This window comes from Bradyrhizobium sp. LeoB3 (assembly GCF_055456055.1).
In genome coordinates, this window is the sequence record NZ_JBVBEF010000022.1 from 1 (window position 1) to 15,429 (window position 15,429).

Genomic DNA, 15,429 nt, shown 5'->3' on the forward strand with positions numbered 1-15,429 from the left:
CCATTGCCGGCGGCGCGCCGGGGCGAGCCATGGCGGGCGGTGCGGCGGGACGAGCCATGGCGGGTGGTGCTGCGTGTCGCGGCGCCGCCGCAGCCACTCCTGGATGCCCAGCCCTTATCTGTGCCTGGGCGGACGGGCCAACGCCCGCCGCAATCACGGAGACGCCAACAAAAAAAGCCGTAAGGTAAGTACCACGTGGAAGCATGATCTGCAGCTCCCCGCCAGTCCTGGTCACCCGGGACTCCTAAACGTGCGAGCGCCCGAATCGTTCGCAACTGGCAGCGATCAGCACTGCGATCTTGCGACGCAGGTAATCGCGATCAAGCCGAGTTGCCGAGCGTGAGCGGTCAGGAGAGATCCAGCTTCAAGGCAGCATCGATCCTCTCCAGCGCCCAGTCGACGTCATCGCTGTTGATCACCAGCGGCGGCGAAATGCGGATCGTGTGTTCGTGGGTGTCCTTGGCGAGGATGCCTCTGGCCCGCAGTGCCTCGCAATAGCGACGCGCGCGGCCGGCCTCCGGATGCAACTCAACCGCCAGCATCAAACCGCGTCCGCGCACCTCGCGGATGATGTTGGCGCGGATGCTCTGCAATCCCTCGAGGAAGCGCGCGCCCTGCCGGGCCGCGTTCTCGATCATCCCTTCCTCGACCAGTACACGCAGCGCGGCGCGGGCCACCGCGCAGGCGAGCGGGTTGCCGCCGAAAGTCGAGCCGTGCTGGCCGGGTTTGAACGTGCCGAGGACTTCGTTGTTCGAAAGCACGGCTGACACCGGATAGAAACCGCCGGACAGCGCCTTCCCGAGCAGCGTCACATCGGCTTCGATCCCTTCGTGCTGTTCGGCGAGCAGCTTGCCGGTGCGGCCAAGTCCCGTCTGGATCTCATCGAGGACCAGCATGACGTTATGCGCGGTGCAGAGCTCGCGCACCCGGGTGAAATAGCCTGCTGGCGGGATGATGACGCCGGCTTCGCCCTGGATCGGTTCGACCAGGAAAGCGACGGTGTTCGCCGTGATCGCCTCCTCGAGCGCCCTTTCGTCGCCGAAGGCGATGATCCGAAAACCCGGCGCGAACGGCCCGAAATGCTTGCGTGTCTCGGGGTCGGTAGAGAAGCCGACAACGCCGAGGGTGCGTCCGTGGAAATTGTTGGAACAGACGATGATCTCGGCCTGTCCGTCCGGTACGCCCTTCACCTCGTAGCCCCATTTGCGCACGGACTTGATCGCGCTCTCTACCGCCTCGGCGCCGCTGTTCATCGGCAGCACCTTGTGGGAGCCGGTCAGTTCCGCGAGTTCCTGGTAGAAGGGGGCGAGCTGGTCGTTGTGGAAGGCGCGTGAGGTCAGCGTCAGTCTGCGCGCCTGTTCCACCATCGCGGCCAGGATTTTTGGATGGCAGTGGCCCTGGCTGACCGCCGAATAGGCCGCAAGGCAATCGAGATAGCGGTTGCCTTCGATATCCCACACCCAAACGCCTTCGCCACGCGACAGGACGACGCCCATCGGCTCGTAGTTATAGGTGCCAAGGCGCGCTTCGGTTGCGAGGAAATCAGTGACTGGCGGACTGCTCATCTTTCGTCACTTCAGTTTGCGCACCTTTCCACATTCTAACCGATAATGCACGGCACGCTCAAAAATCCCCGAAACCGCACGCGGCCGCCGCGGGTCGGCTCGCCGGCGAGCGCGTAATTCGGGAAGCGGGCGAGGAAGCGAGAGATCGCGATGGCGCCTTCGAGCCGCGCGAGCGCCATGCCGGCGCATTGGTGCGCGCCGGTGCCGAAGGCGAGATGGCGGTTCGGGGTGCGGGCGATGTCGAAACGTTCGGGGTCAGGAAATTGCGCGGGATCGCGGTTGGCGGCGCCGATGCAGAGCGTCACCGGCGTGCCCGCGGACATCTCGATGCCGCCGAGCTCGACCTCTTCCACGATCATGCGGTTGCCGAGCTGGTTCGAGCTCTCGTAGCGCAGCATCTCCTCGACCGCGGTCTTGATCAGGTCGGGCTGGGAGATCAGCCGCTGCTTTTCCGCAGGACAATCCAGCAGCGTCACGAGGCCGTTGCCGATCAGATTGGTGGTGGTCTCGTGGCCGGCGTTGAGCAGGAAGATGCAGTTGTGCAGCAGTTCCTTCTCGGTCAACCGCTCGCCATTATCTTCGCCTTGGATCAGCCGCGTCAGCACGTCGCGCTCGGGATTGCCCGGCTTGGCGCGGCGCCGCTCGATCAGTGTCTCGAGATAGGCGAGGAAGTCCTTCACGGCCTTGTTGCCGCGCGCAAATTGCTCCGGTGAGATCACCGGCTCAAGCGCGCCCAGGATCGCGAGCGACCAGTCGCGCAAGGGGCCGCGCTCGTCGTGGGGCACGTCGAGCAGATTGCCGATCACCTCGACTGGGATCGCAGAGGCGAAATCCTCGATCAGCTCGACCCTGCCTTTGGCGGCGATCGCATCGAGCAGGCCGTCGATCAGGCGGATCAGGTCGGGCTCCATTGCGGCGATCGCACGCGGCGACAGCGCACCCATGATCAGGCGCCGCACGCGGGTGTGCGCCGGCGGGTCGTTGAAGACGAGGCTCGTGGTGTGATGCTCGTAGAGGAGGGAGTCGCCGTATTTCGGCGAAAACTCCTTCTTCTTGTCGGAGGAGAACGCTTTCGTGCTTTTATAGGCGGTGACGAGGTCGTCGTAGCGGGTCAGGAAATAGGAGCCATTCGGCAGGCGCTTGACCGGCGCGTTATCCCGCAGTGCACGATAGGTCGGGTAGGGATCGGCATAGAATTCCGGCGTCAGCCGTTCGAGGTCGAAACTCTCCGCCAGTTCTCGTGCGTTTCCTGTCATGCTGCCATTCTCTTTTTGAGAACTGATATGCCGTTTTTGTTCTTCCGGAAAGTGCCGCCCGCTTTACAGTTCGCTTGCCTCGCTTCTTCCTTCGGAAACGCCCATGCATGCCCGTACTGAAACTGCCTCCGACAGCCAGCCGGCCTGGCCGGAAGAGATTTTCTCGACATTGCAGCGCTTCGATGTCCGCCAGGTGCCTTACGTGCCCGACGCCGGGCACTCGCAGCTGATCGAGCGCGTGCTCGGCTCCGCCACCATGCGCGGCATTCCGCTGACGACGGAGGAGGAGGGCGTGGCGCTGCTGCTCGGCGCCTGGGCCGGCGGCCAGCGCGGCGTGCTGCTGATGCAGTCGAGCGGCGTCGGCAACTGCATCAACATGCTGTCGTTGACGCAGATCTTCCGCTTCCCGTTCCTGACGCTGGTGACGATGCGCGGCGAATGGGGCGAGTTCAATCCGTGGCAGGTGCCGATGGGATCGAACACGCAGGCCGCCTTCGAGCTCTGCGGCGTCAAGGTGCTGCGGGCGACGCATCCCGAGGAAGTGCGCGAGGTCGTCGAGGCCGGCGCGGCGCAGGCCTATAACGCGTCGACGCCGACCGCCGTGCTGCTGTCGCAGCGGCTGATCGGGGCAAAGGTGTTCGTGAAATGAGTAAGGCCAATCTTCTGGACCGCCGCGCGGTCGTCTCTGAGCTGCTGAAGAACCGTAACGGCGCGATCGCGGTCGGCGGCCTCGGCGCTTCGACCTACGACATCGCCGCCGCCGGCGATGATGCCCGCAATTTCTATCTCTGGGGCGCCATGGGTGGCGCGGTCATGATCGGGCTCGGGCTCGCGCTGGCGCAACCCAAGCTGCCGGTGATCGTCATCACCGGCGACGGTGAGATGCTGATGGGGCTCGGGAGCCTCGCCACCGTCGGCGCGCAGAAGCCCGCCAACCTCTCCATCGTCGTGCTCGACAACGAGGCCTATGGCGAGACCGGAGGACAGGTCAGCCATACTGCCGCTTCGGTCGACCTGGTCAGTGTCGCAAAGGCCTGCGGCATCGCCGACAGCCGCGCGATCACGACCATGGCGGAGGTCGAAACGTTCGCGCTGTCGCTGAAGGAAGCGAACCGCGGCCCGCGCTTTGCCAATGTGAAGATCGACGGCGCCAATCTGGAACGGGTGCTGTCCAACCGCGACGGAACCTTCATCGTCAACCGGCTGCGCGGCTCGCTAGGCTACCAGCCGATTTAGGAAGTTTCGTAGCCCGGGTGGAGCGCAGCGCAACCCGGGATCTGCGAGTCAATGTTGAGAGCCGCCCAGGTTACGCTGACGCTCCACCCGGGCTACGGCCCTCATCCAAATTGCTTGCGACTCAACCCCTCTCCGTGAGAAGGGGTGCAGATCCCGTACCCGTCGGCCGCGTGTTTGCCGATTTTTGTCAAGTGTGACATCGCGTTATCCTCGTGGCGGTACAAGACCTTATCGGGAGCTTGGCGCGTGACCCAACCTTAAGTTCTGTTTTTGCACTGCCGTAAATTCTTGACATTCTTTAAGGTGAGTGATTACTCACGCGCATGTCTACCCTGCGCATGACAAGTGACTTGCGGCGTCAGCTGATCCTGAGCGCCGCCAAGCGGTGCTTCGCCCGCCATGGCTTTGCCGGCACCACGACCAAGAGCGTGGCGGCCGCCGCTTCCATTTCGGAAGGGCTGTTGTTCAAGCACTTCCCGTCCAAGGCGGCGCTTTACGCCGAGATCCTCGCCGAAGAGTGCGAGGCCGATCCGGATCTCGCGCACCTGCTCGGGCAGGACCCCTCGACCGCAACCCTGGTCGAACTTGTGAAGGGCATGGTCGGGCATTTCCTGGAGGTATCACAGGGGCCGGACGAGGAAGAGGCGCAGCGGCTGCGGCTGATGACCTCCAGCCACCTCGACGACGGTGAGTTCGCGCGCCTGCTATACGGCAAGGTCGGCGAACTGATCGCGCCGGTCTTCACCGCATCGATCGAACGTGCCGTTGCCGCCGGCGACGCCACCCGCATCGGCAGCGTGCCGCTCAACCTGTTCTGGTTCGCGCACCACGTCGTGCTGATGTCGGCGCTAACGCGGCTGCCGACGACGCCGTGCCTCACCTACGGCGGCGCGCCCGACCTCGAGCGCCAGCTTTCCGAATTCATCCTGCGCGGCATCGGGCTGACCGAAGCCGCGATTTCCTTTTATTTGAACCGTCAGCCGTCACCGAGCCAGGGACAATCGGTAACAGCAGAAAGTGCATGACATGAACATCGTGACCGAAACCAACATCAAGGGCGAACCGATCGAAAAAAAGCCGCATAAGCGGCCGGTCAGGATGGGGCGCTGGTTCATCATCGTTGGATTGCTGCTGGGGGTCGTCGTCGGCGGCCTGGTCTGGTTCAACTATTTCCGCGCCAAGATGATCGGCGAGTTCTTCGCTAACATGAAGCCGCCGCCGGTGACGGTGAATGCGGCCGAGGCGAAATCGGAAGTCGTGCCCAACCTTTTGACCGCGGTCGGCGAACTGGCGGCCGTGCACCAGGTCAACGTCACCTCCGACGTCTCGGGACGCATCACGGATATCCTGTTCACCGCAGGCGCCGAGGTAAAGGCGGGTGCGCCGCTGCTCCAGTTGTTCGACGGGCCGGAGCAGGGCGATCTCGCCAGCTTCAAGGCGCAGGCGACGGTGGCGCAGCTTTCGCTCGATCGCGCCAAGCAGCTTGCCGCGCGCAATTTCGGGCCGCAGGCTACGGTCGACCAGACCCAGGCTGCGTATGACCAGGCCCTGGCCGGTATTGCCAAGACCGAGGCGCTGATCTCGCAGAAGCTGGTCCGCGCCCCCTTCAATGGCGAGCTTGGCGTGCGCAGGGTCGAGGTCGGTCAATATCTGACCGCTGGCAACCAGATCGTGTCGCTGACCGATCTGTCGATGCTCTACGACAATTTCACGGTGACCGAAAAGGACAGCGGCCAGCTCAAAGTCGGCCAGACCGTCCGCATCAAGGTGGACGCCTATCCGGATCGCGTCTTCGAGGGCAAGCTGACGACGATCGAGCCGCAGGTCGCGACCGACACCCGCAACATCCGCGTGCAGGCCACCGTCGCCAACCCCGAAAAGATCCTCAAGCCCGGCATGTTCGCGACCACCACGGTGGTGCTGCCCGACAAGCCGCCGGTGATCACGGTTCCGGAAACCGCGGTCGACTACTCGCTCTATGGCGACTCGGTCTACCTGATCACCGAGAAGAAGGAGAACGACGGCAAGACCAGCCTGACGGCGGTGCGTACCTTCGTGCAGACCGGCAAGCGATTTGGCGGCCGCACCGAGATCGTCCGCGGCCTGAAGGCCGGCGACCGTATCGTGGCGCTCGGTCAGATCAAGCTGCAATCGGGCGCCGCGGTTGCGATCTCCACCGAGCCGACGCCGCCGATCCCAGCCGAACCGCCGCGCTACTGAGAAGCAGGACCCCGTAAATGTCCTTCACCGACATCTTCATCAAGCGGCCGGTCCTGTCGGTCGTCGTCAGCCTGCTGATCCTCCTGATCGGCTTGCGGGCGGCGACCGTGCTGCCGATCCGGCAATATCCGAAACTGTCGAACACGGTGGTCAACGTCACCACCAGCTATCCCGGTGCGTCGGCCGACCTGATCCAGGGCTTCATCACGACGCCGATCGAGCAGGCGGTCGCCTCGGCCGAAGGCGTCGACTACATCACCTCGTCCTCGGTGCTCGGCACCTCCACGATCCAGGTCTACATCAAGCTGAACTTCGACCCGAACCAGGCGCTCACCGAGGTGCTGGCCAAGGTCAACTCGGTCAAATACCTGATCCCGAAGGAATCGAACGACCCGGTCGTCACCAAGACCACCGGCCAGACCACGGCCGTGATGTATCTCGGCTTCTCCAGCGAGGAGCTGTCGGGATCGGCGATCTCGGATTACCTCACGCGCGTGGTCCAGCCGTTGCTGTCGACGGTTGACGGCGTGGCTTCCGCCGACATCCTCGGCGGCCAGACTTTTGCGATGCGATTGTGGCTCGACCCGATCAAGATGGCGGGGCGCGGCGTGTCGCCCACGGATGTTGCGCAGGCGATTGCGTCCAACAACTTCCAGGCCGCCGCCGGCCAGTCCAAGGGCTACTACATCGTCTCCAACGTTTCGACCAACACCGATCTGCGCAACATCGACGAGTTCAAGCGCATGATCGTGAAGTCGAGGGAGGGCGGCTTCGTCCGGATGGAGGATATCGCGCAAGTCGAACTTGCCGCCCAAAGCACGGACGCGAGCGTCGCGTTCAATGGCGAGCATGCGATCTTCATCGGTATCAACGCGACCCCGCAAGGTAACCCGCTGACCCTTGTGAAGGGCGTCCGCGCCCTATTCCCGGAACTCGAGCGCAACCTGCCGCCGTCGCTGAAGATGAAGGTGGCCTACGATTCCACCAAGTTCATTCAATCGTCGATCGATGAGGTGGAGAAGACGCTCGGCGAAGCCGTCGTGATCGTCATCGTGGTGATCTTCCTGTTCCTGGCCTCGATCCGCTCGGTCATCATCCCCGTGGTGACGATCCCGCTATCGCTGGTCGGCGTCTGCAGCCTGATGCTGGTCATGGGTTTCAGCATCAACCTCCTGACCCTGCTCGCGATGGTGCTCGCGATCGGTCTTGTGGTCGACGACGCCATCGTGGTGGTGGAGAACATCCACCGCCATCTCGAGGAGGGCAAGACGCCGGTACAGGCATCACTCATCGGCGCGCGCGAGATCGTCGGTCCGGTCATCTCCATGACCATCACGCTCGCCGCTGTGTACGCGCCGATCGGCTTCCTCGGCGGCCTCACCGGTGCGCTGTTCCGCGAATTCGCCTTCACGCTCGCGGGCTCGGTGATCGTGTCGGGCGTGATCGCGCTGACGCTGTCGCCCATGATGTGCTCGGTGCTGCTGAAGAACACCGAGGAAGGGCGTTTCGCGCGAGCGGTCAACCGCGTGTTCGGTTCGTTGACGCGCTGGTACGGTCGCAAGCTCGACCGCTCGCTCGATTACCGACCGATCACCGGCCTGTTTGCGCTGACCATGCTCGGCCTCGTCGGCTTCCTCTACATGCACACGATGAAAGAGCTCGCGCCCGAGGAGGACCAGGGCATCGTGTTCGCGCTGACGAAGGCGCCGAAATACGCCAACATCGACTACATCGACTTCTACGGTGAGAAGATGGACAAGGCGTTCCAGAAGTTTCCGGAGACGGATCTGCGCTTTATCCTGAATGGCACGCCGAGTGCGCAAAGCGGCATCGCCGGGATGCTGCTCACCCCGTGGGACGAGCGCAAGCGTTCGTCGATCGCACTGAAGTCGCTGGTGCAGGCGGAGCTGTCCAAGATCGAAGGCGTCAATGCGTTTGCCTTCAACCTGCCGCCGCTGCCGGGTGGTCCGGGCGGCCTGCCGGTGCAGATGGTGATCAATTCGACCGTCAGCTTCCAGGCCATCTATGAGCAGATGGAGAAGTTGAAGGCAGCCGCCCGCAAGAGCGGTATGTTCATCGTCTCCGACAGCGATCTCGATTTCAACCAGCCGGTGGTGCGCGTCCGCGTCGACCGCTCCAAGGCAAGCGACCTCGGCATCAACATGCAGCAGGTCGGCGCGACACTGGCCACGCTGCTCGGCGGCAACTACGTCAACCGCTTCAACCTGGAGGGACGCTCCTACCAGGTGATCCCGCAGGTGCCGCGTGCCGTCCGCCTGTCGCCGGAGGCGCTTGGCGGCTACTACGTGCCGACCAACACCGGACAGTTGGTGCCGATCTCGACCGTCGTCTCGATCGAGACGGGCACCGATCCGAACGCGCTGACGCACTACAACCAGCTCAACTCGGCGACCTTCTCGGCGGTGCCGATGCCGGGCGTGACGGTGGGCCAGGCGGTCGACTTCCTCGAAGGTGAGGCCAAGAAACTGCCGGCCGGCTTCGGCCATGACTATCTGGCGGACTCGCGGCAATATGTGCAGGAGGGCAACCAGCTCGTCATCACCTTCGCGTTCGCCGTGATCATCATCTTCCTGGTGCTGGCGGCGCAGTTCGAGAGCTTGCGCGACCCACTGGTCATCATGGTCTCGGTGCCCATGGCGATCGTCGGCGCCCTGATCCCGCTGTTCTTCGGCGTCGCGACGATGAACATCTATACCCAGGTCGGGTTGCTGACGCTGGTCGGCCTCATCACCAAGCACGGCATCCTGATGGTGGAGTTCGCCAACGAGCTGCAGCTCAACGAGGGGCTCGACCGCCGCTCGGCCATCGAGATGGCGGCCCGCATCCGGCTGCGTCCGATCCTGATGACGACGGCGGCGATGATCACCGGCCTGCTTCCGCTGTTGACCGCGTCGGGTGCCGGTGCGGCCAGCCGGTTCTCGATCGGCCTCGTCGTGGTCGCGGGCATGCTGATCGGCACGCTGTTCACGCTGTTCGTGCTGCCGGCGGTCTATGTCACGATCGCCACCGATCACCGGGCGAAAGCGACTTCAGAGCGCAACAAGCAGATCGCCGACTACGAGCTCGGCGATAGCGGAGCGCTCAAGCCTACCTGAGACTTCTTGGCCCCAAAGTCTCAGCGAAAGGGCGGCGACGGTTCTACCGTTGCTGCCCTTTTGGTTTTTGTGGACAGCATGTCTGCTGTCGTCCCGGGCTTGACCCGGGACCCACAACCACAGGGAGGTGTTGTACGCGAGCAAGCGGTTATAGCTTGGCCCATCGCATGGGCCTGTGGTTATGGATCCCGGATCGGCGTTCGCTTCGCTCACTTGTCCGGGACGACGGCGAGTTTCCTTGCTAGAAAGTCGCAAGCTCTTCAGCATGCGCGCATAAACAACTGAGCTTTAGGGGGAAACAGACATGGTGAGCGACTTCGCGCCCGGCAATTATCGCTTCATTCCGGCCGTGTTCCAGTATTCGAGCGGCGCGGCCGCCAATCCCGGCTTCGAGGTCGAGCGCGTGCGCTTTGACAGGCTGGTGCCGCTTGCCGAGGGTTTTGCGCGGATCGCAAGTCATATCCAGGCGGCGGGTCGGCCGCTGACCTCGTTCTGCGCCTGCGAATTGCGTTCGCCGGCGGCGGTCTCGGAGCAGGGCTTTCGCGCCTTCAACGAGCATTATGTGAAGACGCTCGCGGAATGGGGGCTGTTCGATGGCAACACCAATCCGGTTGCGCGCAGCAATGTCTGTCCCGAGATCGATCCTCCCGCCGAGCCGTCATTCTACGCATTCTCGTTCACACGCCCGAGCACGGGAACCTCGCCGTCCTTCGTCATCGCCGGCGGCGCCGAGGCGCGCGGCGGTACCGGCAGCTATCCCGAGCGCATCGTGCGCTATCGCGACATGAGCGCGGAAGCCTGGAAGGAGAAGGTGCGCTTCACCGTCGGCGAAATGGAGCGGCGGCTCGCCGAATTCGGTTCCACCTGGCAGGACACCACCGGCGTGCAGGTCTACACCGTGCACGATTTCCATCCGCATCTCGCCGATGAACTGGTGCGCCGCGGCGCCACCCGCGCCGGCCTGACCTGGCACTTCGCCCGGCCGCCGGTGGTCGATCTCGAATACGAGATGGATTGCCGCCGCGTGCTGCGAGAGCTGGTGATCTAAAGCGCGCTATATCCCCTCATCCTGAGGAGCGCGCAGCGCGTCTCGAAGGATGAGGCCACCAGCGGGGCCTCATGGTTCGAGACGGCGCTAACGCGCCTCCTCACCATGAGGGGTTAGCTTGCCGCCCCGCGGCCCGATCGCTTTTCGCCCGCTACCTTCCAGCGGCGTAGCCCTGCATGCCGCGCGGGTTGGCTGCAGCGCGGCGCTTGCGGCCCAACCGTGAAGCCGCGGTCAGCCGTCCTTCCGACCAGTCGGGACCGACTTCGACGATGTGGCCGCGACGCTGCAACTCGTCAATGCTCGCCTTGGGCACGCGGCCCTCGACCACAAGCACGCCGGGGCGCGCGGTGCGTGGCCAGAACGAGATCGGGAAATGCTCGGAGTGCCAGGCTGGCGCGTCGATCGCCTCCTGCAGATTGAGCTTGGCATGGACGTGCCGCAGGAAGAACTGCGTGATCCACTGATCCTGCTGGTCGCCGCCCGGCGAGCCCCAGGCCAGATACGGCTCGCCGTCGCGCAGCGCCATGGTGGGCGAGAGCGTGGTGCGCGGGCGCTTGCCTGGCGCCAGCGCGGCCGGATGGTTCTCCTCCAGCCAGAACATCTGCGCGCGGCTGCCGAGGCAGAAGCCGAGCTCGGGGACGACAGGTGAGGATTGCAGCCAGCCGCCGGAGGGCGTCGCCGAGATCATGTTGCCGGCCTTGTCGATGATGTCGAAATGCACAGTGTCGCCGCGCACCTCCCCGAAGCGGCCGACGGTGGGCTCGCCCGCGCCCATCGCGCCGACCGCCTCGCGATGGCCCTCGGCGCGGCGCAGCTTGACCATCGCGCCAAAGCCTTCGACCGAGCCGGGGATGAAGTCGAGCGAAGCCTTGTCCTTCGAGATCAGCTTGCGGCGCTCGTCGTTATAGGCATCCGACAGCAGCGTCTCGATGGGGATATCCGTGAAGTTCGGATCGCCGTAAAACGTCTCGCGATCGGCGTAAGCGAGCTTGGCGCATTCGATCTGCAGATGGATGAAATCGGCACTGGTGGGATCGAGGCCGTCGAGGTCAAAGCCTTTCAGCAAGGCGAGCTGCTGCAGCATCACCGGGCCCTGGCTCCAGACACCGGCCTTGCACACGGTGTAGCGGCCGTAATCGTAGGTCAGCGGCGCTTCGATCGTCGGCTGCCAGCGCGCCATGTCGTCGGCCGAGAGCACGCCGCGATGCGGCGAGCCGGAGACGTCCATCACCTCCTGGGTCCGGCAGAATTTGTCGATCGCCTCGGCGACGAAGCCCTTCGACCACACTTGGCGCGCGCGCTCGATCTGCGCGACGCGGTCGCCGCCTGCGCTTTCCGCCTCTTGCAGGATGCGGGCGTAGGTTTCCGACAGGCGCTTGTTGATGAAGATCGTGCCGGGCCTGGGCACCTCGTTATTCGGAAGATAAACTTCGGCCGAGGTCGGCCAGTGCTTGCGGAACAGTTGCTCTACCGTCTGGATAGTGGCGCAGGCGCGCTCGACCAGCGGAAAGCCTTCGCCGGCATAGGCGATCGCGGGCTCGAGCACATCGCGCAGCTTCAGCGTGCCGTAATCGCGCAGCAGCAGCATCCAGGACTCGAATGTGCCGGGCACGCAGGCGGCGAGGAGGCCGGTGCCGGGGACCATCTCCAGCCCCTCGCTGCGATAATGCGCGATCGTCGCCTTCGCCGGCGCGGGGCCCTGGCCGCAGATCACCTCGGTCTTGCCGCGCCTGACATCGTGCACAATGACAGGCACGTCGCCGCCGGGGCCGTTCAGATGCGGCTCGACCACCTGCAGCGTGAAGGCTGTGGCGACGCCGGCGTCGAAGGCGTTGCCACCTTTTTCCAGCGTGGCCATGCCGACCGCGGTCGCGATCCAGTGCGTCGAGGTGACGACGCCGAACGTGCCTTCGATCTCGGGACGCGTCGTGAACGGATCGGGATTGATATTGCTCATCGTTGGCCACCAGTTGTTCTTTGCGGGCGCACTTGATCACAGGCGCGGGCCGCTGCCAACGGCGCGGCCGGCATGGCTACCTCGCATCGTTGTGTTCACACGGGCGCGGCAGCTTCGACGGGGGCGTTCACCGCATGGCAGGCCACGCCGTCGATCAATTCCGGCGCCTTTTGGCGGCACAGGTCAAATGCCAGCGGGCAGCGCGGGTTGAAGGCGCATCCCGGTGGCGGATCGATCGGGTTCGGGATTTCGCCTTTGACGGGAATGCGCTGGCGGCCGCTCATTGCGAGATCAGGAACCGCGCCGAGCAGCATCTTGGTGTAGGGCATGCGCGGATTGTTGAACAGCGTGCGGCCCTCCGCGACCTCCACGATGCGGCCGAGATACATCACGCCGATCCGGCTCGCCATGTGGCGCACGACGGCAAGGTTGTGACTGATGAAGAGGTAGGTGAGGCCGAACTTGTCCTGCAGGTCGCGCATCAAATTGAGGATCTGCGCCTGCACGGAAACATCCAGCGCCGAGGTCGGCTCGTCGCAGACGATGAACTCGGCCTCAGAGGCGAGCGCGCGGGCGATGGCGATGCGCTGGCGCTGGCCGCCGGAGAATTCATGCGGATATTTCAGCCCGTCATCGGCGTGCAGTCCGACCAGGGAGAGCAACTCGCCGACGCGGGCACGGATGTCGCGCTCGCTTTGGATCAGCTCGAAGGCGCGGATCGGCTCGGAGACGATGGCATCGACCCGGAAGCGCGGATTGAGGCTCGCATAGGGATCTTGGAAGATCATCTGGATCCGGCGGCGCAAGCGTTGGCGCGCCTGGGCTTGCCTCGGATCGGTCATCGAGACGCCATCGATCACGACCTCGCCCGAGCTCGGCGGCAACAGCCCGACCACCATGCGCGCCACCGTGGTCTTGCCGGAGCCGGATTCGCCGACAAGCGCAAAGGTTTCGCCTTTGCGGATATCGAAGGTGACGCCGTCGACCGCCCTGAGGAATTCGAGATGGCCGCCTTCGAGCACGCGATTGAGCCACGGCTTTGAGACATCGAACACGCGCCGGAGCTTCTTGACCTCGATGAACGATGTCATGCCGCACTCTCCTTGGCGGCGTGGTCGTAGAGATGGCAGGCGACGGCCTGCGCGCCCTGGCGGATCGGTTCGGGACGCTCGACCCGGCAGCGGTCGAAGGCAAAAGCGCAGCGCGGGTTGAACGGGCAGCCCGGCGGAATCGCCGACAATCGCGGCATCGAGCCAGGAATCTGCACCAATCGCTTGTCCTCGCCGGCAAGCGTCGGGATCGCGCCCATCAGGCCCTTGGCGTAGGGATGCAGCGGATTGCGGACGACGTCCTGCACCGGGCCGATCTCGGCGATGCGGCCGGAATACATCACCGCGACGCGGTCGCAGGTCTCGGCGATCACGCCCATGTCGTGGGTCACAAGCATCACGGCGGTGCCATGATCGCGGCCGAGCCGCTTGATCAATGCGATGATCTGCGCCTGTACGGAAACGTCGAGCGCGGTGGTCGGCTCGTCGGCAATGATCAGTTCCGGCTCGGCGCAGATCGCGAGCGCGATTACGACGCGCTGGCGCATGCCGCCGGAGAATTCATGCGGATAGCCGTCGACGCGCTTGTCCGGCGCGGGGATGCCGACCTCGGCGAGCAGGTCGACGGCGCGTTTTCGCGCGGCACTTTCCGACAGGTTGGTATGGGTGCGGATAGTTTCGACGATCTGGTCGCCGATCCGGTACAGCGGGTTGAGGCTCGTCAGCGGATCCTGGAAGATCATGCCGATGCGTTTGCCGCGCACGCGCCGGATTTCCTCCGGGGGCAAATGATCGATGCGCATGCCCGAGAGCAGGATCTCGCCGCCGGAGATGCGGCCGGGCGGATCGATCAGGCCAATGACAGCAAGGCCCGTGACCGACTTGCCGGCGCCGGATTCGCCGACCACGCCCAGCACCTCGCCCTTGGCGATATCGAAGGAGACGCCGTCGATCGCGCGCAACGTCGCGCGGCGGGTGACGAACTCCACCTTCAGGTCACGCACGGAGAGGACAGGCATGGTCATCGGAGCTTCGGATTGAGCGCGTCGCGCAGCCAATCGCCGAGCAGGTTGATCGAGAGGATCAAGCCGGCCAGCGCAATGCCGGGAAAGGCGACGATCCACCATTCGCCGGCGAAGAGATAATTGTTGCCGATCCGGATCAACGTTCCGAGCGAGGGCATGGTGTCAGGCATGCCTGAGCCCAGGAACGACAGCGTCGCCTCGGTGATAACAGCGAGCGCCAGGTTGATGGTGGCGATGACGAGGATCGGGCCCATCGTGTTGGGCAGCACGTGGCGCAGCATGATCTTGGGCGCGGGCAGACCGATCAGTTGCGCGGCGGCGACATAATCCTTGTTCTTCTCCACCATGACCGAGCCGCGCACGGTGCGGGCATATTGCACCCAGAAACTCAGGCCGATCGCGACCACAAGCACGGCGAGCATGCTTATCGGATCGAGCCGGTTGCCGAACACGGATTTGGCGACGCCATTGACGATCAGCGCGATCAGGATCGCCGGGAAGGTGAGCTGCACGTCGGCGATCCGCATGATCACGGCGTCGACGGCGCCGCCGAGATAGCCCGCGATCAGCCCGAGCGTGATCCCGATCGCGCCGGCGAAGACGACGCCGAGCACGCCGACGATAAGCGAAATCCTCAAGCCATAGAGAATGGCGGAGAACACATCGCGGCCCTGTTCGTCGGTTCCGAGCAGGAACGGGCTCTGGCCGTCCGCGGTCCAGAGCGGCGAGATGCGCGAGTTCATCAATTGGAGCTGCGCCGGATCGAACGGGTTCTGCACGGCGAGTACGGAAGCAAGGATCGCGAGCAGGAAGAACAGCAGGGTGACGGCGGCCGCGAGCATCGTCAGCTTCGAGCGGCGGAAGGAATAGAACAGATCGCTGTCGACGGCGCGACGGAACCAGCTTGCACCAGCGTGCGCGGCTTCGGTCTGGTGTTGGACGACTGCGTCGGACATG

12 protein-coding genes are annotated in these 15,429 nt (G+C 64.4%); 6 read left to right on the plus strand and 6 right to left on the minus strand.

Annotated features, from left to right (window positions below; translation table 11 throughout):
* Nucleotides 1–347 precede the first annotated feature (347 nt).
* Both rocD and ACZXDY_RS16975 read right to left on the minus strand, forming a co-directional pair.
* Nucleotides 348–1,565, minus strand: coding sequence for an ornithine--oxo-acid transaminase (gene rocD / locus ACZXDY_RS16970; RefSeq protein ID WP_028165009.1), 1,218 nt, complete (start codon nucleotides 1,563–1,565; stop codon nucleotides 348–350).
* 35 nt (nucleotides 1,566–1,600) lie between these two features.
* On the minus strand, nucleotides 1,601–2,821 hold the full coding sequence (locus ACZXDY_RS16975; protein WP_464346284.1) for a cytochrome P450: 1,221 nt from the start codon (nucleotides 2,819–2,821) through the stop codon (nucleotides 1,601–1,603).
* 103 nt (nucleotides 2,822–2,924) lie between these two features.
* On the opposite strand from ACZXDY_RS16975, the gene ACZXDY_RS16980 reads away from it, so the two are divergent.
* The 6 genes from ACZXDY_RS16980 (at nucleotide 2,925) to cnbZ (ending at nucleotide 10,441) form a co-directional block, all read left to right on the plus strand.
* Nucleotides 2,925–3,470 carry a phosphonopyruvate decarboxylase gene (locus ACZXDY_RS16980; protein ID WP_464346285.1) on the plus strand — a complete coding sequence of 182 codons (546 nt, stop codon included), beginning with the start codon at nucleotides 2,925–2,927 and terminating at the stop codon, nucleotides 3,468–3,470.
* Nucleotides 3,467–4,057, plus strand: a complete 591-nt coding sequence (locus ACZXDY_RS16985) for a thiamine pyrophosphate-dependent enzyme (protein WP_464346286.1) — start codon at nucleotides 3,467–3,469, stop codon at nucleotides 4,055–4,057. Before ACZXDY_RS16980 ends, ACZXDY_RS16985 begins: the two co-directional genes overlap by 4 nt.
* Nucleotides 4,058–4,380: 323 nt before the next feature.
* Nucleotides 4,381–5,082, plus strand: a complete 702-nt coding sequence (locus tag ACZXDY_RS16990) for a TetR/AcrR family transcriptional regulator (protein ID WP_080663797.1) — start codon at nucleotides 4,381–4,383, stop codon at nucleotides 5,080–5,082.
* Nucleotide 5,083: 1 nt separating this feature from the next.
* Entirely contained in the window at nucleotides 5,084–6,277 is a 1,194-nt protein-coding gene (locus tag ACZXDY_RS16995; RefSeq protein ID WP_028165004.1) for an efflux RND transporter periplasmic adaptor subunit, read from the plus strand.
* 17 nt (nucleotides 6,278–6,294) lie between these two features.
* Entirely contained in the window at nucleotides 6,295–9,393 is a 3,099-nt protein-coding gene (locus ACZXDY_RS17000; protein ID WP_464346287.1) for a MexW/MexI family multidrug efflux RND transporter permease subunit, read from the plus strand.
* 304 nt (nucleotides 9,394–9,697) lie between these two features.
* A complete protein-coding gene (gene cnbZ, locus ACZXDY_RS17005; RefSeq protein WP_464346288.1) occupies nucleotides 9,698–10,441 on the plus strand; it encodes a 2-amino-5-chloromuconate deaminase CnbZ in 744 nt (247 codons plus the stop codon).
* 151 nt (nucleotides 10,442–10,592) lie between these two features.
* On the opposite strand, the gene ACZXDY_RS17010 is transcribed toward cnbZ, so the two are convergent.
* The 4 genes from ACZXDY_RS17010 to ACZXDY_RS17025 form a co-directional block, all read right to left on the minus strand.
* Nucleotides 10,593–12,398: a gamma-glutamyltransferase family protein gene (locus tag ACZXDY_RS17010; protein ID WP_464346289.1), complete on the minus strand. Its 1,806-nt coding sequence runs from the start codon at nucleotides 12,396–12,398 to the stop codon at nucleotides 10,593–10,595.
* 95 nt (nucleotides 12,399–12,493) lie between these two features.
* Nucleotides 12,494–13,489 (minus strand): ABC transporter ATP-binding protein, encoded by a 996-nt coding sequence (locus ACZXDY_RS17015; RefSeq protein ID WP_028165000.1) that lies wholly within the window; start codon nucleotides 13,487–13,489, stop codon nucleotides 12,494–12,496.
* Nucleotides 13,486–14,472 (minus strand): ABC transporter ATP-binding protein, encoded by a 987-nt coding sequence (locus ACZXDY_RS17020; protein WP_464346290.1) that lies wholly within the window; start codon nucleotides 14,470–14,472, stop codon nucleotides 13,486–13,488. The genes ACZXDY_RS17015 and ACZXDY_RS17020 overlap by 4 nt, the downstream gene beginning before the upstream one ends.
* Nucleotides 14,469–15,428: an ABC transporter permease gene (locus ACZXDY_RS17025; protein WP_464346291.1), complete on the minus strand. Its 960-nt coding sequence runs from the start codon at nucleotides 15,426–15,428 to the stop codon at nucleotides 14,469–14,471. Before ACZXDY_RS17025 ends, ACZXDY_RS17020 begins: the two co-directional genes overlap by 4 nt.
* Between the last annotated feature and the right edge of the window lies 1 nt (nucleotide 15,429).

Coding starts and splice junctions, on each gene's coding strand:
- ACZXDY_RS17010 (WP_464346289.1), bottom strand. CDS start 12,398: ATGAGCAATATCAATCCCGATCCGTTCACGACGCGTCCCGAGATCGAA.
- ACZXDY_RS16995 (WP_028165004.1), top strand. CDS start 5,084: ATGAACATCGTGACCGAAACCAACATCAAGGGCGAACCGATCGAAAAA.
- ACZXDY_RS17020 (WP_464346290.1), bottom strand. CDS start 14,472: ATGACCATGCCTGTCCTCTCCGTGCGTGACCTGAAGGTGGAGTTCGTC.
- ACZXDY_RS17025 (WP_464346291.1), bottom strand. CDS start 15,428: ATGTCCGACGCAGTCGTCCAACACCAGACCGAAGCCGCGCACGCTGGT.
- ACZXDY_RS17015 (WP_028165000.1), bottom strand. CDS start 13,489: ATGACATCGTTCATCGAGGTCAAGAAGCTCCGGCGCGTGTTCGATGTC.
- ACZXDY_RS16980 (WP_464346285.1), top strand. CDS start 2,925: ATGCATGCCCGTACTGAAACTGCCTCCGACAGCCAGCCGGCCTGGCCG.
- rocD (WP_028165009.1), bottom strand. CDS start 1,565: ATGAGCAGTCCGCCAGTCACTGATTTCCTCGCAACCGAAGCGCGCCTT.
- ACZXDY_RS16985 (WP_464346286.1), top strand. CDS start 3,467: ATGAGTAAGGCCAATCTTCTGGACCGCCGCGCGGTCGTCTCTGAGCTG.
- ACZXDY_RS17000 (WP_464346287.1), top strand. CDS start 6,295: ATGTCCTTCACCGACATCTTCATCAAGCGGCCGGTCCTGTCGGTCGTC.
- ACZXDY_RS16990 (WP_080663797.1), top strand. CDS start 4,381: ATGTCTACCCTGCGCATGACAAGTGACTTGCGGCGTCAGCTGATCCTG.
- ACZXDY_RS16975 (WP_464346284.1), bottom strand. CDS start 2,821: ATGACAGGAAACGCACGAGAACTGGCGGAGAGTTTCGACCTCGAACGG.
- cnbZ (WP_464346288.1), top strand. CDS start 9,698: ATGGTGAGCGACTTCGCGCCCGGCAATTATCGCTTCATTCCGGCCGTG.